Origin of the sequence: Flavicella sediminum (assembly GCF_006381105.1) — a bacterium.
GTDB lineage: Bacteria > Bacteroidota > Bacteroidia > Flavobacteriales > Flavobacteriaceae > Flavicella > Flavicella sediminum.
In genome coordinates this window covers 1-22,031 of record NZ_VDET01000021.1, presented here as the reverse complement: position 1 = coordinate 22,031, position 22,031 = coordinate 1, and the positions used below count along the sequence as shown (strand labels likewise).

At 34.0% G+C, this 22,031-nt stretch carries 17 protein-coding genes and 1 tRNA gene; 4 read left to right on the top strand and 14 right to left on the bottom strand.

The window, feature by feature from the left end:
- Positions 1-292: 292 nt before the first annotated feature.
- The 5 genes from FGM02_RS15670 to FGM02_RS15650 all read right to left on the bottom strand — a co-directional run bounded on the left by FGM02_RS15670 (position 293) and on the right by FGM02_RS15650 (position 8,733).
- Entirely contained in the window at positions 293-2,152 is a 1,860-nt protein-coding gene (locus FGM02_RS15670; protein ID WP_139959445.1) for an arylsulfatase, read from the bottom strand.
- Positions 2,153-2,197: 45 nt separating this feature from the next.
- Positions 2,198-3,736, bottom strand: coding sequence for a sulfatase family protein (locus FGM02_RS15665; RefSeq protein WP_139959444.1), 1,539 nt, complete (start codon positions 3,734-3,736; stop codon positions 2,198-2,200).
- A 321-nt stretch (positions 3,737-4,057) separates the two neighbouring features.
- Positions 4,058-6,301: a sialate O-acetylesterase gene (locus tag FGM02_RS15660; RefSeq protein WP_139959443.1), complete on the bottom strand. Its 2,244-nt coding sequence runs from the start codon at positions 6,299-6,301 to the stop codon at positions 4,058-4,060.
- Positions 6,302-6,446: 145 nt separating this feature from the next.
- A complete protein-coding gene (locus FGM02_RS15655) occupies positions 6,447-7,649 on the bottom strand; it encodes a putative glycoside hydrolase (protein ID WP_208021532.1) in 1,203 nt (400 codons plus the stop codon).
- 37 nt (positions 7,650-7,686) lie between these two features.
- Entirely contained in the window at positions 7,687-8,733 is a 1,047-nt protein-coding gene (locus FGM02_RS15650; protein WP_139959441.1) for a glycoside hydrolase family protein, read from the bottom strand.
- A gap of 282 nt (positions 8,734-9,015) precedes the next feature.
- Between FGM02_RS15650 and FGM02_RS15645 the strand changes: the two genes are divergently transcribed.
- The 3 genes from FGM02_RS15645 (at position 9,016) to FGM02_RS15635 (ending at position 11,187) form a co-directional block, all read left to right on the top strand.
- Positions 9,016-10,440, top strand: a complete 1,425-nt coding sequence (locus tag FGM02_RS15645) for a sulfatase-like hydrolase/transferase (RefSeq protein WP_139959440.1) — start codon at positions 9,016-9,018, stop codon at positions 10,438-10,440.
- 172 nt (positions 10,441-10,612) lie between these two features.
- The gene (locus tag FGM02_RS15640; RefSeq protein WP_139959439.1) at positions 10,613-11,059 is read left to right on the top strand and encodes a GNAT family N-acetyltransferase; all 447 of its coding nucleotides are present in this window, start codon (positions 10,613-10,615) and stop codon (positions 11,057-11,059) included.
- Between the two features lie 55 nt (positions 11,060-11,114).
- A tRNA-Gly gene (locus FGM02_RS15635) sits at positions 11,115-11,187 on the top strand.
- Between the two features lie 28 nt (positions 11,188-11,215).
- Here the strand turns inward: FGM02_RS15635 and FGM02_RS15630 are convergent.
- On the bottom strand, positions 11,216-11,860 hold the full coding sequence (locus FGM02_RS15630) for a rhomboid family intramembrane serine protease (RefSeq protein WP_139959438.1): 645 nt from the start codon (positions 11,858-11,860) through the stop codon (positions 11,216-11,218).
- Positions 11,861-11,928: 68 nt separating this feature from the next.
- On the opposite strand from FGM02_RS15630, the gene FGM02_RS15625 reads away from it, so the two are divergent.
- Positions 11,929-12,840 carry a lysophospholipid acyltransferase family protein gene (locus FGM02_RS15625; protein WP_139959437.1) on the top strand — a complete coding sequence of 304 codons (912 nt, stop codon included), beginning with the start codon at positions 11,929-11,931 and terminating at the stop codon, positions 12,838-12,840.
- Positions 12,841-12,869: 29 nt separating this feature from the next.
- Here the strand turns inward: FGM02_RS15625 and FGM02_RS15620 are convergent, their stop codons facing one another.
- The 8 genes from FGM02_RS15620 to FGM02_RS15585 form a co-directional block, all read right to left on the bottom strand.
- Complete coding sequence (locus FGM02_RS15620) at positions 12,870-13,715, bottom strand: hypothetical protein (RefSeq protein ID WP_208021531.1); 846 nt, start codon at positions 13,713-13,715, stop codon at positions 12,870-12,872.
- A gap of 70 nt (positions 13,716-13,785) precedes the next feature.
- Positions 13,786-15,186 (bottom strand): phosphoglucosamine mutase, encoded by a 1,401-nt coding sequence (glmM, locus tag FGM02_RS15615; protein WP_139959436.1) that lies wholly within the window; start codon positions 15,184-15,186, stop codon positions 13,786-13,788.
- Between the two features lie 158 nt (positions 15,187-15,344).
- Positions 15,345-15,689: a hypothetical protein gene (locus FGM02_RS15610; protein WP_139959435.1), complete on the bottom strand. Its 345-nt coding sequence runs from the start codon at positions 15,687-15,689 to the stop codon at positions 15,345-15,347.
- A gap of 158 nt (positions 15,690-15,847) precedes the next feature.
- On the bottom strand, positions 15,848-16,156 hold the full coding sequence (locus tag FGM02_RS15605; RefSeq protein WP_139959434.1) for a hypothetical protein: 309 nt from the start codon (positions 16,154-16,156) through the stop codon (positions 15,848-15,850).
- A gap of 124 nt (positions 16,157-16,280) precedes the next feature.
- Positions 16,281-17,900 carry an ABC-F family ATP-binding cassette domain-containing protein gene (locus tag FGM02_RS15600; RefSeq protein ID WP_139959433.1) on the bottom strand — a complete coding sequence of 540 codons (1,620 nt, stop codon included), beginning with the start codon at positions 17,898-17,900 and terminating at the stop codon, positions 16,281-16,283.
- Positions 17,901-18,066: 166 nt separating this feature from the next.
- Positions 18,067-19,482, bottom strand: a complete 1,416-nt coding sequence (gene uxaC, locus FGM02_RS15595; protein WP_139959432.1) for a glucuronate isomerase — start codon at positions 19,480-19,482, stop codon at positions 18,067-18,069.
- The gene (gene uxuA, locus FGM02_RS15590) at positions 19,472-20,659 is read right to left on the bottom strand and encodes a mannonate dehydratase (RefSeq protein WP_139959431.1); all 1,188 of its coding nucleotides are present in this window, start codon (positions 20,657-20,659) and stop codon (positions 19,472-19,474) included. Before uxuA ends, uxaC begins: the two co-directional genes overlap by 11 nt.
- A 16-nt stretch (positions 20,660-20,675) precedes the next feature.
- On the bottom strand, positions 20,676-21,488 hold the full coding sequence (locus FGM02_RS15585; protein ID WP_139959430.1) for an SDR family oxidoreductase: 813 nt from the start codon (positions 21,486-21,488) through the stop codon (positions 20,676-20,678).
- Between the last annotated feature and the right edge of the window lie 543 nt (positions 21,489-22,031).

Here is a 22,031-nt window from a genome sequence, read left to right as displayed (position 1 = left end):
TTTTTTTATACTGTACCCATTTAGCAACTTGACAAAAACGACATCAACCTTCAATTAGCAGGAACTCAATTTGAAATATAAGTGGCGTAAAATTCACCAAACAAATTAAAACAATGTATGCATGGTTGATGAGTTGTAAGTCGGATAAAAAAGAATTCATAGCTTCCTTCACCCTCCTATAGAGAAAGAAAGTTTTATAAAATCAGATACTTTGGTGTACAAAAAAAGGTCATTCTAAATACATTTAGAATGACCTTTTCTGAAATACGCTTATCGTAAAAAGGATAAATCTTTAGTCTATTTTTTCAACATCAATATAAAACGCATTGCAAGGTTTTCCGTTAAGCATATCAAAATAAGCTAGTAGCTCTGTTTCACCTTCAGCAACTTCCATTTCTAATACAGCCGCTGTTGCCTTATTATCTACAGCTACTTCTACTTTGTTTTTCCCTATTTTTAAATAAGCTTTTTTAAACTTCAATGCATTTCCATTCACAATTTCTTCTGTATGTGAGGTAGCTGCTCTTCCATCTTTCAAATCTGCACCAAGTGCCAAGCCACTTTCTGCTGGCCATCTTCTTAAATGAAATTTATACTTACCTGCTTTTACAAAGTTTACCGTAAATGGAGCAGGCTCCATAGGTTTACCAGCTCTAATTAATTGTTGGTTCCAAGGTGGGTAAAAATCTATTGTACGTGCATCATGACAAGACAAAGCATCTATTTTATCCACACCTAAATTAATCACAGAAAATTTTGTTTCCTTGATAACGTCTTTCCACCAACTTTCATAAAAAGCATTCATTTCTGCTACTTTTTCAGGATGTGCATCGGCAATATTATGTTCCTGTCCCGGATCTTCAGAAATATTATACAACTCACGTCCTTTGATCAATCTCCAGTTATCATCCATCACGCAACTGTTCTTTCCTTTTACAGGCCAAGGCACACGCTGTGTATCTGTTACTAAATATCTTTTAGGAGCTTCAGCTGTTCCTAATAAATAAGAACTCAAATCTGCACCATCCATGGTTTTTGTTGGAGTAAATTTTTGTCCTGTTAAGCCCATAAACGTTGGTAACATATCTACATGTGCTACTAAGTTCCCCAAGCTTTTTCCTCCTGTCAAACCACCATCTGGCCATCTAACAATAAAAGGTACACGATGACCTCCGTCATACTCACTTCCTTTAGTACCACGCATTCCAGCATTGTAGCCTAGTAATTTATTTGATTTCTCATCAACTTTATAACCTCTAGCTGTTCCGTTATCTGTTGTAAAAACAATAATTGTATTGTCAGCAATTCCAAGGCTTTCCAATTTAGTCAACAACTTAGAAAAATTGTCATCAATATTGGTAATCATTCCATAAAAACGCTTTTGTTTTTCACTAATAGCAGTTTCATCTTTGTACATATCATAATACTCTTTAGGCACATTATAAGGACCATGTGGAGCATTTAAACTCAAATAACAAAAGAAAGGATCTTCTTTTTTAGCTTCAATAAAACGCATGGCTTCATCAAACCAAATATCAGTACAATAGCCTTCTTGTTTTTCTGGAACACCATTTCTGTAGTAAGAATCATCAAAATAATCATTATCCCAATAATCTGGTGTTTGACCCACCCCACCACCACCGTGGTAAAAAGCTTCATCAAAACCTCTTTCATACGGTCTAAACGGATGGTTATCTCCCAAATGCCATTTTCCAAACATACCTGTTTTATAGCCAGATTGCTGCAACACATCTGCCATCGTAACTTCTTCTCTATTCAACATAGAAGCCCCCATAATGGTATGCCAAACTCCATTTCTATTGCAATTTCTTCCTGTTAGCAAACCTGCTCTAGTAGGTGCACATGTAGTACCCACATGGTAATTTGTTAAACTCACAGACTCAGTTGCAAATTTATCAATGGTAGGTGTTTTGATAATCGGATTTCCTGTATGTCCTAAATCTCCATACCCTTGATCATCGGTAATTACAAAAACAATATTCGGTTTCTTTTTTTCACCTGCAGTCTTTCCTTCTTTTTCTTTGCAAGAAACGAAAGAAAACAATGCAAATAAAAGCAAGAAATAAGAGGTTGAATTAATTCCCTTTTTGAATTGATTTTCAGGGAGTTTAAAAAATTGTTTTAACTTCATGGTTTTTATTTATTTTAATTTGTATTGCGCTATTTTATTCTTCTATTATTTGTCTTGCATCCAACTTAACTGCTTCCAACGTTCAGCACCGTCATTTTTTTGAACCGCACCTTTCGTACTTCTTCCTTTTAAAACAAGCTGTGCCAATTCATCACGGTATTTTTCTAATAATTCAGGTTTTTTATTTTCTAAATTATCTTCTTCACCCATATCTTTTTTCAAATTGTACAATTGAAATTTTGGTAAAGCTTTGGCTTCTTTTGAATTTGGTCTTGGAAAACTCCAACCACCAGAACCTGGACAAAAAACGGCTTTCCAATTATTTTTACGATACGCAAAGGAACCATTTATAGAATGATGTACAATGCTTTCTCGAACCTCCGCTTTGGATTTTACCTTTAAGGCAGCTAAAAAACTAAAACTATCTTCCGCTACATTGTCTTCAATTTTTAGTCCTAAAACATCCGTTACTGTTGCAAAAAAATCTGTGGTACACACCAATTGATTCGAAGTTCCTGCTTTGACTTCTTCAGGCCAACGAACAATAAATGGCACCCGATGTCCTCCTTCAAAAATATCGGCTTTATGTCCTCTAAAAACATAACTAGGATCGTGTCCTTTTTTCGCTAATTGTTTAAAATTTGCTTGATTAGAACATCCGTTATCACTCGTAAAAACCACCATGGTATTGTCAGCGATTCCCTGATCTTCCAAAGCTTTCATCACTGCTCCTACCACTGCATCTACCATCAATACAAAATCACCATAAGGATTGTCTAAACCACTTTTCCCTTTAAACTCAGGGGTTGGTAAAATAGGTGTATGGGGAGCTGGCAAAGGCATGTATAAGAAAAATGGTTTTTCTCCATTTGCGTTTTCCTGAATATAGGTGACTGTTTTAGCAGTAATTTTCGGCAAGACTTGCTCATGATCAAAATCATCCGAAGTCAGTCCTTTCCTCCACATCGCTTGTCCTGTATTTTGTGTAAATTTAGTAGGAACCATAGTCGGTTGCTCATTTTCTACCCAAACATAGGGCTCCATATCTAAAGAACCACAGAAACCAAACCAATAATCAAAACCAAGTGTTGTAGGTCCGTTTTTAATTTTTTTAGAATAATTGACTTTTGATTCTCCTGCTTCAATATTTGCCCAATCCCAACCTAAATGCCATTTACCAATTGCCGCCGTTTTATAACCATTTGATTTGAGTACATCTCCTATGGTAGCCCTGTCTTGCTGAATTAAAGCTGTGCTAAAACCTTTGATCACTCCCGATTTTAATTTTGAACGCCAATTGTAACGTCCTGTTAAAATTCCATAACGTGTAGGCGTGCAAACAGAACTGCTAGTATGTGCATCTGTAAACAGAACGCCTTGAGAAGCCAACTTGTCTATATGTGCCGTATTTATTTTTGAATTTTCATTGTAGCTAGAAATATCTCCATAGCCCAAATCATCTGCCAAAATAAATATTATATTAGTTTTTTTCGTTGTTCCCTGTTTTTTGTTTTGTGCATAGGAACTCAAGGATATAGCAAGAAGTACTGCTAAAAAAAGGGCATGCCTTTTAATTTTATTCATAATTTTCTGAATTCTAATTATTAAAAGACAATCGCAATTAAAAGGCAACGTATTACTCCTCCAGCTATCTTTTTTAGCAAAGATAAGCTCGTTTTCCATGAAACTCTTTCTCTAATCAATCAAGAACTTTCTTTATTACTGCAAATACAGTATTTCCTATTGGACCAAAGCGGTTTGTCTCAAAAAAATGCTATCCACATAAGTAAACGAGCACAACACAGAAGCAGAACATTCTTTTATAAAAGCAACTCTTTTTAAACTATAAAAACCCAAGTTTTCATCTCTAAAGAAGTTAGCCATCAAATAAAACTCCGAATAGTATTATTTGATTGAATTCCCTGTATGTTCTAAAATAAAATCGACAATTGGTTTAGGATCTTTTAAAGAATGAGGATGATGACCGATTCCTGGTTTGCCAATGATGGTTGCATCCCAACCGAGTTGTTGTAATTTTTTTTGAACAAGCAATGAGTTTTCTGAAACAGGAACTACCTTATCCGCATTTCCAACAACACTTAAAACAGGTACTTTATTCAGCGCAATATTCTCTAAATGATCTACCGGATTCCCTTTGTATCCCATTGCTTCTTCTTCAGAAAAACCATATACTTTTAAACACGATTTCCAAGCACCTGCAGAACCTTCACCTAAACCTTTGCCAGCTGGCCAACTTTTAAAATCGCACACAGGAGCATCGACATACATACAAGCCACTTTTGAAGCATTTTTATTTGCCCAATTAAAAACAATCAAACCACCTCTACTCATTCCTTCCAAAACTACTTTTGAATTCAATTGGTATTTTGTAGTCATCAACCCATAAAAATCATCCCAAATACGCAGTGCTTTTTCATTCCCAAACAAACCTGCAACTTCTATATACACCAAATGAAAACCTTTTTCTAACAAGGCAATATCTGTTTGAGGTTCATGTCCCCAAAAACGTGCTCTCCAAATCCAATCTCTATTTTTATTGGCTTTTTTAGGAAGTACAACTTTGTAGTTGACACCATTTAAAGCTGCCGTTATCATTTGGAAGCCTTTAAAATCATTTTGTTTTTTTTGAACTATTTTTTTTTCAATTGTTTTAATAGGCCTTTGATAAAAACTTAAGGCACCAATATTATTTTCTTTACCAAATAGCCAAGGTCCGTTATAAATAACTTTGGTACCTGTATAAAATTTACCTGGCAAATAGCTAATGTATTTGTAGGTTGCGTCATATACCAAGGAAATTATCAACGTATTTCCAACAACTTTAATATTTTCAACTTTTTCTATTGCATTGGTTTTTCCTTGTTCATTGCTAAAGAAAAACTGATCTTTTAAGAAATAGCGCACTCCATTTACCTCCTTCTTTTCTTCTAAGTATAAAGGTTGATCGAAGCTTAACACTATTTGTTTAGGGCTTTTATAACTTGCTTCTAGCAACGTTGGTGGTGTTATTGTATGAGTTACTTTTACTCCATAAAAATCTCTAGACACCAAAGGAAAAATTCGATTGGCAAACTCTAAATAGCCTTTGTATGAAAAATGACAGCCATCATGTCCAGGTACTCCTAGAGTCGACATAATTTCCAACATATCGTATTTTTCTACCAACTGATTTTGTACTTCTCTTAATTCCGCATGAAACGATACCGCCTGTTTTCCGCAACCGGGATGTAATTGAAATAGATATATTTTTTCAAGACTGTTGTATTCCTTTTTCCAATCCGTTAAAAGCGTATCAAAATTAGCCGCATAGGCTTTGTAACTTTTTTCTGTATTTGAATTAGACTCTCCTTGATGCCAGAAAATAGCTTTTATTTTATTTTTTAATCCCGCTTGTTCAACACGATATGCTAACCGACCAAAACTAGTATCCAAAGTAGGTTTGGATGTTTTTTTCATGTTTTGTTCTATCGATGAAGATCCACTTCCACCATTTATAATACAAACTGGCATTTGATGTTTTTCAACCAAAAGTCGCATTAGCTCCATTCCCCAAACGCCAACACCCAAAGGATTTACGGTAAACCATCCTCCAATTTCTCGTTTTAAATCTGGACAATTTCCGGTAGCTAAGCCCCATCTTATTTTTTTATGTGCTTCCGTATAACTTTTATAACCTGTTTTTACACCAAAACTTCTACAAAAAGGATTGCTATAGGTTGACAAGGTGCTACTGGCATGAGAATTAGACTGTCCGGTAATAATATATGCATCTCCACAGACCACATCATCGGCAACAAAACAAAGCTTCTCTTGTTTTTTATTTTTTATATACAGCTCAAATCTATATTGATGTAAACCTGCCTCAATTTTTGTAGAAATTGCAAATTTGTTCTTTTTTATTCGTGATTTTTGTGAGGCAAACAGTTTATCGTTTTTAAAAACTTTTAAAACAATATATTTAGACTTTGCTTTTTCTTTAAATTCTCCTTCCAGAAAAACTTCGGCGGAATTCGTTGTATCTCTAGCATAAAGTTGTTGATTTTCTGGAGCTTGTAAAAAATTTATCTCTTGAGAGTGCCCATTGAAAACGAGGATAAGTGTTAACAATGCCCAAAGAATTTGTTTCATATTTTGTTCTATTAAAAAATAGTAATCTTCTGTTTATAGTAAAGCTGTCTATTGCGAACTGATAAAATTAATTATATTTTCCTAACTCTATCTACATCTGCCCATAAATTCTCTTTCTTTAAGAAATCAAACTAGGTGTTTTTCATTATTTCCATTTTATCTCAGCTTGCTCTTTCTCCAAATCCACCCAAACGGAGGCGTGTTCAAATTCCCGGGTAAACTCCCATTCTTTGTCCGATTTTCTGACATAAGCTCCTTTAGGTGCGCCTAATTTTTTTTGAAACTCCGGAAAATCTACCAAAGAACCATGTGAAAGCTGCCAACCCCAGCCATATTGAAAATAAGAATAAGGTTGTGCCCCTATTAAGTAACAGGCATGATAAAATGCTACTTTTTCTTTCGCAAGAACGACAAACCTTTCATTCCGACTTCTTCCTTTATAAAATTGTTTATTTTTTTGGGCCGTTTTTGTGTATTCAACACCTATTCTAAAAATGGACATTTTTCCTGCTTGCGAAATTCGCAACATATCTGCCCAATCTTTTACGAGGCTTTCTTTACTTATAAATTCTGTTTTATAATGCTCAAACATATTGGCATCAATTGAAGGAAAAACATACTGTGCAGCCCTTACATGGGCATTATTTCCCAAGAGTATTTTTTGAGGCCCTAATTTTTCTTTTAGTGCTGCCATCATCATTCCCATGGCTTTCTGTACTTCCTTGCTTTTGTCTTGTCGCAACCAAGCAAAACCATGCATTTGATCTATAAAAGCCCCATCAGCTCCAGAAAACTCAACACCTTTTGCTACGGTAGCTACCCACCAATCACGAAATTCTGGATTTAAAACATCAAAATAAAAAGTCTGATCACGTTGTTCCAATTCCGAAGTTTTAGGATCTAAGATTAAAAACTTCTTTAATTCTGGATGCTGTTCTATCGTTTTATACGTGAAATTTTTATTATACGAGGTAAATGGCCATGCATAGGCTGAATTGAAATAGAAAAGCACTTTTATTTTGGGATTGACTTTCTTAATGGCTGCTATTTCGTGTTTAGCCCCCAATTCTGCAGCACCTAACTGTCGCAATCCATGTGACTTTTCAATACAAATAAATTCTGTTCGCTCCGTTATAAATTTAATTTCCTTCGATGTCAGAACTCTTTTTGGATCTCCAAACATATAATACATGGGCGTTGATTCCCAACTAAATTTGGGATAAAATTCCTTCGGTTGAAAATGACTCCCATCACTATTTTCCCAAGTGGTTTGCCCTTGCAAAGAGGCGCAAGAAATTGCAAGAAAACTCAGGCAAACAAAACTTGCTTTTTTTATTAGTTTCATCATGTAATCTTTACTTTTTAACACAGCTATATATATCAATTTAATTCGGAATCCAATCATTTATCTTCACATAAAAACCCGCAGAGGGATCATCATCGTGACAGGCAAGAAAAAGATATTCAGGAGCTCCATTTTTCCATAAAATATGCGGACGTTCTGTTCTAGCCAATTTGTCGCCAAAATATTGTTTGTTTGTTTTATACCCTATTTCTGGTCTTTCCCACTCCAAACCATCGTCCGATTTATAAATCAGTCCCGGACGCCACCCTCCTGGTCTTCCTGGCTTTACCAAGTTCCCATCCAACATATCTTTTATACCTTTTCGGTCTTCAACAATCATAAAATAAGAATCTTTGTATAAAAAAGCATAACAATCTTCAATGTCTAAACCTTTATCGGCATAACTTATCAATGGATTTTTTTCATAATTGACATAGGGTCCTTCAATTTTAGTACTCGTTGCTAACGAAATTTCTCGAAATCTTTTTGAACCATAAGCATCTGTCATTGACTTGTAATATATTCTATATTTTCCATCTTTATCCTTAACAAAAGTTGGATTGGAAGCATGTACAATAGTAGCGCCATTGCCTTGTTTCCCCGAAGCTTTTATAATTGGATTGAAAGGACTTTCTGTCCAAGGCCCATTTAAAGAAGCTGCTGTAGCAATACCTATTTCCTGATTTTCACCAGGGGTATCTCTATTTTTCAACAGATAAACCAAAACAAAGGTATCATCTACTTGTGATATTTGTGGATTGTGATAGGTATGTGTTTTACTTGTAAAAGTAGTGTCCACAAACGTATAAGGTCCTTTTGGTGAATTTGCCGTATAATGTACAATTTTACTATCTCTACTCCAACTTCCATCTTTTGGAATTGCCGACATAAACACATGCAATTTTTCTGAGCTGTCGTAAATAGGTGCCATACACCAATGCCACCAATCTTCAGGTGCATCCAAAATATAAGCTCCTGGTTCTTGAGCTTTGATAAACGTCGATTCTAGAATGGCAACCTCTTTTTTACAAGAAATAAAAAAAAGCAAAATTCCAAAAACGAGAAAGGGTAGCGTTCTAATTTTCATGTTCCGATATTTAAATGTAAAAATCATAAATTCAATACCAATTAGCTTTCTCTAATGACCCAATAAATTGCTGAATTATTGTATTCCCTATAAAAACCTACTAAAAACGGACCTTTTAAACACTTTTTATAAAACAAACTAGCCCATTAAGACCTAGATCCTCTAGCTTAAAACCACTATCTATCATACTTTTTTTAAGATGATTGAAATGAGAACGAAATAATAGTAATTGAGCAACTCCCTTTTTTTTGAATTAAATACTTTTGTTAAAAACCTATACATATGCACTTTAAAAAACTACTACACTATTGCTTTTGTACAAGCCTGCTATTTTTTAGCTGTAAACAAGAAACCCATAACAAAACAGCAGAAAGCACAGAATCTAGACCTAATATTATTTTTATTTTTACCGATGATTGGGGGTGGGGAGATTTAAGCGCCCATGGTCATCCTTACGTAAAAACACCAAATATAGACAGATTGGTAAAAGAAGGAACCGATTTTCAACGATTTACCGTTGCCAGTGGAGTGTGTTCTCCAAGTAGAGCAGCTATTATGACCGGACAATTTCCTGCTAGACATAATATTGACGGCCATTTTGCTTGGGTACCAAGTAATGCTAAAAGAAACATGCCCGATTGGTTAGATTACGAAACCACTTTATTGCCTCGATTGTTACAAGAAAGTGGTTATGCAACGGCTCATTTTGGTAAATGGCATCTTTCAAACAATATGATTCCAGACTCACCAACTCCAATTAAATATGGCTATGATACCTATGGCGCTTTTAATTGCTCTGGAGAACAAATGCCTGTGCATGAAGATGCTCAAAATGCCATTGCATTTATAGAAAAGAACACCACAGAAAATAATCCCTTTTTTATAAACTTATGGATGCATGAACCACATACACCACATCATGTAGTTCCTAAATACCAATGGCGTTTTCCTGAATTGGAAGAAGCTGATAATATCTATGCTTCGGTTCTGTCTCATGCTGATGATAGAATTGGAGACGTTTTAGACGCACTTGATCGATTAAAGATTACAGACAACACCTTGGTTGTATTTAGTTCTGACAACGGCCCAGCAAGAGCCTCAACTACAGTTAAGGAATTAAAAACCTATTTAGATACTGCAACAGGTGTTGGTTATGGTATTGGAGCCTCTAAAGGAATAACAGGAGGTAGAAAAGGATACAAAGCTGCCTTATTTGAAGGAGGTATTGGAGTTCCATTTATTGCGCGTTGGCCAGGAAAAATAAAAGCAGGAGTTGTTGACAATTCTTCTTTAATTTCTGCAGTGGATATATTACCAACTTTTTGTGAAATTGCTGGGGCTAAACTACCCGAAAATTACAAACCAGACGGACTTAGTCAGGTAGCCACATTAATGGGTGAAAAATATTTGAGCAGAACAAAACCACTATTTTGGAAAATTGGAGCACATTGGCCGATCAACCAAACAAAACCTTATCACTGGGTATCTTATGCTGTAGTTGATGCACAGTGGAAATTAGTTGCGAATCATGATTTAAGCTATGTGGAACTTTATGATATTGCCAGTGATGTTTATGAAAAAACAGATGTAAAGGAGCAAAACACTTCGGTTGTTAGCGATTTGAAAACTAAAATTAGCGCTTGGCAAAAAACTTTACCCAAGAAACCAAATTCAAAATTATTCTCTAAAGAAAGAGAAAGTCTATAACCCCTTGAAAAAAAGCCAATAAAAAATCTGATACTCTTAGGAGTGTCAGATTTTTTTATGGTCTAATTTCAAATTTAAAGATACATAAGTCTGAAGTGATTTTTATTTCCCTTAAAAAGCCTCTAAAAATTAATATTTGCTATTTTTGATAGCTCATCTATTTCTATTTTTTATGACGAAACCAATAATAAAAATAATCCCTACCAAGGAACTGGTCTCAATCATTCCTTTGTTACAACAACTAAACAAAACGACCCCTGAACACATTTTAAAAGAACGTTTAAAAGATATGTCTACACAGAACTACAAATGTATAGGTATATATATAGATGCTAAATTGGTTGGTATCAGCGGACTTTGGTTTTTAACGAGACATTATATTGGTAAAACAGTAGAACCCGACCATGTTGTCATTGATGAAGCCTTCAGAGGACAGCAACTTGGAAAACAGCTATTTGAGTGGATTTACAACTACGCAAAGGAAATTGGATACGAAGCCACAGAGCTAAATGCTTATACAGGAAATAGAAAATCGCATAAATTTTATTTAAATGAAGGCTATGAAATTTATGGGTACCACTTTATCAAGGTGTTACGAAAAGATGGTGAATTTTATTAAAAAAAAACTTGCAACATTTAAAAAACGTAGTATATTTGCAACCGCAATACCAAACGCGAAAGTAGCTCAGTTGGTAGAGCGTCAGCCTTCCAAGCTGAATGTCGCCAGTTCGAACCTGGTCTTTCGCTCAAAAAGCTTCCCAACCGGGAAGCTTTTTTATTTTTGAAACTTTTTTTCGAAAACCAACAACAATACAATGGGTACAGCTAATAGAATAACCATAAATGTATTTTCTTGAAGAATTTCTGGAGCCAATACTAGAGTACAAACAAAACCTCCAATAGCTCCACCTAAATGAGCGCTATGTCCAATATTTCCAAGTTGCTTTTTCATTCCATATATAGAATACAACAAATACCCTACTCCAAAAACATAGCCAGGAATATCTATAAAAGGAAATAAAATAAAATTCAAGTTCATATCAGGATTGAACATAATGGCGCTGTATACAACCCCAGAAACAGCTCCTGACGCTCCAACAGCACTGTAATAACTATTCCCCTTGTTGTAAACATACGAAAGTAGGCTACCAGCAAAAAGGCTTCCGAAATACAAAACTAAAAAGGCAACAGCTCCCATTCTATACATCACCACATCGGCAAAAATATACAAGGCATACATATTAAAACCTAAATGCATATAATCCACATGTAAAAAACCAGAACTTAACATTCTAATCTTTTCGCCATGGGCAATAGGACCTATTTGAAATTTATACTTTTCAAAAAAAGAATTATCGTTCAATCCTTTCCATGAAATAAGTACGTTTACTGCTATTAATACTAAAACTAATTGTCCCATTTTTATAGTTTATTTTAAAGTCAAAGATAAAATTATATCCGATATTTGCAGTCAAATTATAATGTTCTATGCATCGAATTGTATTTTTATTAACCTATCCTATTATTTGGTTGTTTTCCATACTTCCTTTTTGGGTATTGCATTTTTTATCTGATTGTATTTATGTACTCCTTTTTTATGTTTTTAATTATAGAAAGGAAGTCGTTTTAAACAATTTAAAAATTTCTTTTCCAGAGAAAGACCTCAAAGAATTGAAAAAAATTCGAAAAAAATTCTACCATCATTTTGTAGATATTTTTATTGAAATGATCAAATCGTTTACCATTTCTGAAGAAGAAATAAACAAACGCTATAAATACAAAAATTCGGATGTATTTAGAAAGATAGAAGCTTTGGATAAAAGTGCCATTTTAATGGGCTCACATTATGCCAATTGGGAATGGATTATTAATATTCAAAGTATGACAAGCTTGAACTGTGTAGGTGCTTATGCCAAACTTTCCAACCCTTATTACGACAAGTTGATCAAAAAAAATCGCAGTCGATTTGGTTCTGATTTTATCCCTACTGCAATTACCATTAAAAAAATTATTGAAAACAAACAAAACAATATCAATTCCCTTTATGGTTTGCTAAGCGACCAGTCTCCACGAATTCGTAAGACACATTATTGGGCACCTTTTTTAGGCGTTACCGTACCCATACATACTGGTGCAGAGATGTTGGCTAAAAAGCACGATTTTTCTATTATTTACATGACCGTAAACAAAGTCAAAAGAAGTCATTATGAAATAGATTTTGAACTCTTAGCTGAAAGTCCGAAGGGAACCCCAGATTATGAAATTACAGATTTGTTTTTAGAAAAAGTAGAAAAACAAATCAGAGAAACACCTGAGTATTATTTTTGGACACACAAACGTTTCAAGCACATGGACAAGGTTCCAAAAGAAAGCACAAAAAAAATCCTAGTAAAACACTAGGATTTTTTTTACAGTTATAATTCAAACTATTATTTCTTTCTTTTCTTAAGATAAAATCGTCCTCCTAACACAAGTGTTGGTTGAATATATCCAAACGTCTGACTTGCAGAATCTGCTGAGCTAGTCGATGTTTTAATGTCTTGCATATTGATATACCCCGTTTTAAACTCGGTCATAATAAAAAATCCTTTGTAGGCGATATCTAAGCCCACACGTGCTGAAACTCCAAAACCAGACACATGGAAATCATCATGTCTTTCTTTTCCTAAAAGCGTGGTATTGGTTCTAGGATACAAAACTCCAACTCCTACTCCTTCTGATAAATTGATCGAGAAATTTTTGCTGTGCATTCCAAAAAAACGACTCACATCATCAAAACGACTTAGCTCCACATTTATATAATTTAAACCATCCGTATGTTCAAATTCTAAAAAATCAGCATCTAAAATTTCAGTATCCGCTCCTGTATAATTGGTTTTATCTGTTCCATAAGAAGCATCAATTTGACCATTGATACCAACTTCCTGTCCATAATCCACCACATATTTCATATGATCTACCCCTATAGAAATGGAATAATTTTCTTTAAAGAAATACCCAATTCTATAATCTGTTTGTGGAATGGTAATATTACCTGGGTGAAAATAATTATTCACGGTAAATTCTGTTGGTCTGTCTGATGCTTTTACATCCGACAAGGTAAAATCATAATCCGCTCCTTTAAATCGAATATCCGAATCTGTATAATACCCACGATTCCAACCCCAATACAAAAAGAATCTTCCTTTGTTGGTTCTTTTTTCCGTAGGTTCTTGTTCTTGTGATGAAACAACCGTTGACAACATCACAAGTACTAATACTAGTATTTTTTTCATTATTCCTTTCCTTTATTTGAAGTGCAAAATTAAGCAAGTCAACTGCATTCAAAATGATATTTATCAGAATTTACAAACCTGCAATTTCTTTTATTTCGTCGATAATTTTATTTGCCAAAGCATCCGCATTTTCTTGAGAAGTACTTTCGGTATAAATTCGAATAATAGGTTCTGTATTTGATTTACGCAAATGTACCCATTCTGTTGGAAAATCAATTTTTACACCATCAATCGTATTCACATCCTCAGCAGCGTGTTTTTTGGCCATTTCTTCCAAAATTTTATCTACATCTAAACTTGGTGTCAACTGAATTTTGTTCTTACTCATAAAATAACTTGGGTAAGAAGCTCTTAATGCTTTACAGGACATACCACATTTTGCCAAATGTGATAAAAATAATGCTGTTCCAACCAATGAGTCACGACCATAATGTGATTCTGGATAAATAATTCCTCCATTTCCTTCACCTCCAATAACCGTATTTGTTGCTTTCATAGCAATCACTACATTTACTTCACCAACAGCACTTGCTGTATAGGTTCCGCCATGCTTTTCAGTTACATCTCTTAAAGCCCTAGAAGAAGACAAGTTAGAAACGGTATTTCCTCCTTTTAATTCTCCTAAAACATAATCAGCACAAGCTACCAAGGTATATTCTTCACCAAACATAGAACCGTCTTCATTTACCAAAGCCAACCGATCTACATCGGGATCGACAACAATTCCTAAGTCTGCTTTTTCTTTAACAACCAAAGCTGAGATATCCCCTAAATGTTCTTTCAATGGTTCTGGGTTGTGTGGAAATTGACCATTTGGCTCACAGTATAATTTGACACATTCAACACCTAATTCCTCTAACAAAGCAGGAATAAAAATTCCTCCTGTAGAATTTACAGCATCCAAAACCACTTTGAATTTTGCTTTTTTAATCGCTTCTACATCTACCAATTCCAAAGCTAAAACAGCATCAACGTGTTTTTTAACATAGGTTCTGTCTTTTGTATAGGCTCCCAAATCATCTACTTCTGCATAAGAATAGCCATCGTTTTCAGCCAAAACTAAAATTTTCTCGCCTTCTTCACCATTTAAAAATTCTCCTTCTTCATTTAATAATTTCAATGCATTCCATTGTTTTGGATTGTGAGAAGCGGTGATAATAATTCCACCATTCGCCTTTTCTAAAGGAACAGCTACCTCAACCGTTGGCGTGGTAGACAAGCCTAAGTCAATCACATCAATTCCTAATCCAACCAAAGTATTGCTGACCAAACTGCTGATCATTTTTCCTGAAATACGAGCATCTCTACCAATAACCACTTTTAATTTTCCGGAAGTAGTTCCTGCATTTCTGTTCAACAACCAAGTACCATAAGCACTGGCAAATTTTACAGCATCTAAAGGGGTTAAATTCTCGCCGATTCCTCCTCCAATGGTTCCTCTAATTCCTGAAATTGATTTTATTAATGACATATGTGTTCTGTTTTTTAATTCTACGAATATTCTTTTTATAACCCTGCAAAAGTAGGAAAACTATCTGTATTAATTTCTTGAAAACAAACTACTCTCCTAAAGTTTATTTCAAAAAAAAAGTCCAATCAAATTGATTGGACTTTTACTTTATTTTAGAATTATTTTTTAGCTCTTTTTTCCTTCATATACACATAGTAGGCATTCATTTTCTTTCTTCCACCAGCAACTTCGGTTTGTTTCGCCACAAAAGGTGCTATCAAAGCTTTGTGGGCATCATTAGAAATATTCTTACCGCCATTTTTCTTTTTAGCTTCATAGATAGCCACTAGCTTTTCGACTTCAATATCATACATAGCCGTTGTTTGTTCATCTGAAAGCGAAAGCACTTTTTTCATATCTTGAGATACAACTTTGGCTTTTTTGTCAATCCATTTTGATGTTTTTTGTGCCGATACAGAAACGGTTATAAACAGTAATAAGGCAATACTCAATAATTTTTTCATGGGTGTTCTATTTTAATGTTACATATTTGGTTATGCCTCAAATGTAGTATTTACACTAAAACCAAATATCTGTATGCGTTTGTAAAATGTATGTACACGTAAAAAAATAGAGAAACCCTAAGGTTTCTCTATAAATTCATTGAAATTTTTAAATATTCTTATTTTTTAGCTTTCTTCCAGTAAGCAGCATATTCTTTCATTTTCTCTTTTCCTAATACTTTTCTTATTTTAGGAGCGGTAGCTTTATTGATGGCTTTAATTTTTTCTTTAGCCACCATTTTGTCTAACTTCTCTGCTTTAATTGCCTTAATCGCCGCTACTTTTTCTTTATTCAGCGCTTTAATTTGTGTTACTTGTTCCGTCGTAAGTCCTGCTTTCTCTGCAAAATCTTCAATACTTTTTTTAGCTTGGGCATTGATTGCTACCGACATAAATAAGGCAACGAATACTACTAGTAATTTTTTCATCTTTTAAGGTTTAGGTTAATTATTAAGTTTTAAATATATCACTTAATTCAATACAAAATACTTGACATAAAAAAAAGGAGACCTTCTCATAGAAAATCTCCTTTTTTAGTTTTAATAAAAACAATTATTTATACATCGCTTTTCTTTGTTGTTTTACTTTTGGATCTGACAAGTATTCATCAAAAGTTGCATATTTATCAATAACTCCTTTCGGTGTAATTTCAATAATTCTATTGGCAACAGTTTGTGCAAACTCATGATCATGTGTTGAGAAAAGTACGGTTCCTTTAAAATTAGTTAACGAATTATTCAAGGCTTGAATCGATTCCAAATCCAAGTGATTGGTTGGCTCATCTAGCATTAACACATTGGCTCTTTTCATCATCATTCTAGACAACATACAACGAACTTTTTCACCTCCAGAAAGTACATTACATTTTTTTAGAGCTTCTTCACCACTAAAAATCATTTTCCCTAAAAATCCTCTTAAGAAAACTTCTTCTCTTTCTTCTTCTGTTTTCGCATACTGACGTAACCAGTCTACTAAATCTAATTCTGCATTTTCAAAAAACGCTGCATTTTCTAAGGGTAAATACGATTGATTGGTAGTAACACCAAAAGAATATTCACCAGAATCTGCTTCTAAATTCCCATTGATAATTTCGTAAAATGTAGAAACAGCTTTCGAACTTTTAGAAATAATTGCTACTTTATCTCCTTTGCTTAAATTGATATTTACATCTTTAAACAAAACTTCACCATCTAATTCCTTAGATAAATTTTCAATATTTAGAATTTGATCTCCCGCTTCTCTTTCTCTTTCAAAAATAATGGCCGGATATCTTCTACTAGAAGGCTTGATGTCTTCTACATTTAATTTTTCAATCATTTTTTTTCTACTGGTAGCCTGTTTAGACTTGGCCATATTTGCAGAAAAACGACGGATAAACTCTTCTAATTCTTTTTTCTTGTCTTCTGATTTTTTATTTTGCTGAGCTCTTTGCTTTGCAGCCAATTGGCTCGACTCGTACCAGAAAGTATAATTCCCAGAATACTGATTTACTTTTCCAAAATCAATATCAGAAATGTGTGTACAAACCGCATCTAAAAAGTGACGGTCATGCGAAACAACAATTACCGTATTTTCATAATTTGCTAAGAAATGTTCTAACCAAGCAATGGTTTCAAAATCCAAATCATTGGTAGGCTCATCCATAATCAATACATCAGGATTACCAAACAAAGCTTGTGCAATTAAGACACGTACTTTTTGCGTACCATCAATATCTGCCATTAAAGTATAATGCAAATCATCTTTAATTCCTAAAGAAGACAACATTGTTGCTGCATCACTTTCTGCAGTCCAACCTCCCATTTCTTCAAAAACTACTTGCAATTCACCAATTTTATCAGCGTTTTCATCTGTATAATTGGCATACAAATCATCTATCTCTTTTTTAATAGCAAACATTTCTTTGTTTCCCATCATGACTGTTTCCAATACAGGAAATTCATCAAAAGCAAAATGGTCTTGTGACAGCACAGACATACGCTTCCCTTTTTCAAGAGCAACATGGCCTGACATAGGCTCCATTTCACCAGTTAATATTTTTAAAAAAGTAGATTTACCTGCACCATTGGCCCCGATAATTCCATAACAATTTCCTTGTACAAATTTTGTATTGACTTCATCAAACAAAACACGTTTCCCAAATTGTACGGATAGATTAGATACTGTAAGCATTCTTGTAATTTTAATTTTTGCAAAAGTACTAAAAATTGCCCTAGCAGGCTAAAGGAAGGGCCCTAAAAATTTGAAAGCTTTTACAATAGCCTGTTATGCACAAAAAAAAATGCCAAATCATTTGTATGACTTGACATCTTAAACTTTATAAATTATTTTTCGTTACTTACGCGTCAAATTGAAAATAATTTAAGGTGTTGTAGTATGAAATATTTTCAACCAACTTTCCGAAAAAATCTAGATCATTAGGAAGCTCTCCTTTTTCTATTTGATCACCTAACAAATCGCATAAAACTCTTCTGTAATATTCATGTCTAGGAAAAGACAAAAAGCTTCTGCTATCGGTTAACATACCTAAAGAGCGACTTAACAAGCCTAAGCTAGCCAAGGTTTCCAAATTCTTTTTAATTCCATCTTTTTGATCTAAAAACCACCAAGCTGCACCCCATTGCATTTTTCCTGCTTCACCACCAGAGGCAAAATTTCCCATCATGGTTGCAAATACTTCATTATATGCAGGGTTTAGATTGTAGGTAATCGTCTTGGCCAATTTCCCTTCATAATCTAACTGATTTAAAAATTTAGACAAAGGCGCCGCCATGGAATCATCCCCCATAGAATCGCAACCTGCATCTGCACCAAACAATTCCGTCAGACGCTTGTTGTTATTTCTTATAGGTCCTAAATGGTATTGTTGTGCCCATCCTTTTTCATGGTATTTACGAGCCAAATAAAACAAAATATACGTTCTATATTTCCCTATTTCCAAATCAGACAATGGCATTCCTAATAAAAATCGATCAAAAATTGCGCTAACTTCTTCATCTGTAATTTCTTCTATAACTAATTTTCCTGTAATCCCATAGTCAGAAATTTTACAACCGTGTTCTTCAAAAAAATCGATTCTCACCGCAATGGCTTTGCAAAGACTTTTCAAGCTGGAGATTGTAATTCCAGAAACAGTTTCTAATTTCTTTAAATAAGAAGAAAAATTCTCTTCTCCTATAAAAAACAAATTATCAGACCTGAAGGTTGGCAATACTTTTGTATAAAAATTACCTGAAGCTATTTGCTGGTGGTACTCCAATGAATCTGTAGGATCATCAGTAGTACAAACTAGTTGCACTTGCTTATCTTCTAATAATTGTGCTGGCGTTTTAGTCGCTAAAACTGCATTTGCCCTGTCGTAAATGGCATCTGCTGTTGAAGCTTGTAATATTTCATCAATATCAAAATACCTTTTTAATTCTAATTGATTCCAATGAAATAAAGGATTTCCTACAGCGTAAGGAACCGTTTCTGCCCATTTTTGAAATTTTTCTTTTTTAGAAGCTGAACCGGTCACAAAATTTTCATCAATTCCGTTGGCACGCATTGCACGCCATTTGTAATGATCTGCGGCCAACCAAGCATCTGTAATATTTTCTACAGGTTTGTTTTCTGCAATTTGCTGTGCCGATAAATGATTGTGATAATCAATGATCGGCATTTTAGCTGCAAAATTATGATACAAGTTTTTAGCCGTTTCGGAATTCAGAAATAAATTTTCCAAATCGATTGTTGCGTCTTTTTTAAATTGCATTTTCCATACTTTTTGAAATCCCCAGAGCCAAACCTCTCAATTCAGCCAAACCTCTCAATCTACCAATTCCTGAATAACCAGGGTTGGTTCTTTTTGACAAATCGTCTAACATTTGATGACCATGATCTGGTCGTACAGGAATCAAAGCATCTTTTCTTCCTTCAGCAATTCTTCGTTTTTCTTCAATCAACACTTCCTTGATGACACCATACATATCTACATCTCCTTCTAAATGATTGGCTTCGTAAAAATTACCTTTGGCATCTCTTTGTGTACTTCTTAAATGTAAGAAATGTACTCTGTCGGCAAATCTTTTAAAAATTTGCACCAGGTTATTATCATCTCTTACGCCTAAAGAACCTGTACAATAGGTAATTCCATTTGCAATATCTGGTACTTGTTCAAACAAATAAGCATAATCTTCTTCAGTACTTACTACTCTAGGCAAACCAAGAATTTGATAAGGAGGATCATCAGGATGAATACACATTAAAACTTCATTTTTTGAAGCTATGGGTATAATTTCCTTTAGAAAAGCTACTAAATTTTCTTTTAATTTTTCAGCATCAATATCTTTGTATGTATCCAATATTTGTTGGAACTGATCTAAAGTATAACCTTCTTCCGCTCCTGGTAAACCTGCAATGATATTATTGACTAATTTTGTTTTTCGTACTTCATTTAACGAATCAAAATATTCTTTAGCTCTGGCTTTTTGTGCACCCGAATATTCATTTTCGGCACCCGGTCTTTTCAATAAGAATAATTCAAAAGCAGCGAAAGCATCCACATCAAAACGTAAGGCTTTGGAACCATCCTCTACTTCAAATTCTAAATCTGTTCTTGTCCAATCTAAAACCGGCATAAAATTATAACACACAATGTGAATACCACAACTTGCTAAATTTTCGATACTTTGTTTATAATTTTCTATATAGACCTGAAAATCTCCTGAACGAGTTTTTATATTTTCATGTACAGGAATACTTTCTACTACAGACCAAGTCAGACCAGCTGCTTCAATACTATTTTTTCTTTCAAGAATTGCTTCTTTTGACCACACCACTCCGTTTGGCACTTGATGCAATGCAGAAACGACTCCTGTTGCCCCTGCTTGTTTGATATCTGATAATTGTACGGGATCATTTGGCCCGTACCAACGCCATGTTTGTTCCATTTTTCTAAACTTTTAATTACACACCACTAAAGGCACTAAATCCACCATCAATAGGAATTACAATTCCTGTTACAAATTTTGAAGCATCCGTACATAAAAAATGAATCGATCCATTTAATTCATCCGCTTCTCCAAAACGTTTCATTGGAGTGTTTTGAATAATGGTATTCGCTCTATCAGTATAAGTACCGTCTTCATTTGTTAACAATGCTCTGTTTTGATTTCCAATAAAAAATCCAGGTGCAATCGCATTTACACGCATACCATCTCCAAACTTCGATGCCAATTCAACAGACAACCATTTGGTATAATTATCAATTGCAGCTTTTGAAGCAGAATATCCTACAACTCTAGTAATAGCACTTTGTGCCGTCATTGAAGAAATATTAATAATTACTCCTTGTTTATTTTCTGTCATTGCTTTTCCAAAAACCAAAGAAGGAATGATACTACCAAACAAATTCAAATCGACTACTTTTTTAAAATCGTCAATTTTTACATCAAAAATATTTTGATGTTCTCCAATAGTAGCCCCTGGCATATTTCCTCCAGCTGCATTAATTAGAACATCAATTTTACCTAAGTCTGCAATAATTTGATCAGAAACTATTTTCGTACTTGCTTCGTCTAACACATTACAAACAAATCCAAAAACATTTGGACTGATTTTTTTAAATCTCTCTATGGCTACATCAACAATTTCTTGTTTATAATCTAAAATGACTACAGTTGCGCCATTTCCTAATAAATACTCAGCCATTTGACCGCCTAATACACCACCACCACCTGTGATCAGTATTACTTTCTTCTCTACATTAAATAAATTCATTTATATACTTTTAAGTTGAACACCTAATATTTTTCGTGTGCGCACACAAATATATGAAAAATTGATGTTATAGCAATTTTTTTAAGGAAACATTCCTAGGTTCTAAAAAAATAATTTGTTTTTTTTAAAGTAGAAAAAAGTAATCCCTATTTTTTAAATTAACAGAAATTAGCACGCTATTTTTTTGTGAAATAGTGAACTAATATTTCTTTGATTTGTTCTACATGGCTTTCTTTTAGTTAGCATGCTTGCAACGGTACTCAAAAAAAAACTCCCCTCGCCATTTCCTAGTTTTTCTTAAATATTACATCTTGGTAAACCCAAAATTAAGGATAAGGATAAGGTAGAAAATGAGCTATTACAATTCAATTAAAAACCTCTTTGCAGTACAGCACAGGACAGAATCTTAATTTTCTTAAAATATATTTGTTATCAGATACATTAATATTTCTTATGGATACAATTATAAAAAAATTCAATTACGTTGATTACTTGTGGGACAATGAAAAAGCAAAAGCTCTTGGTGATAACCAAGTAGAATTA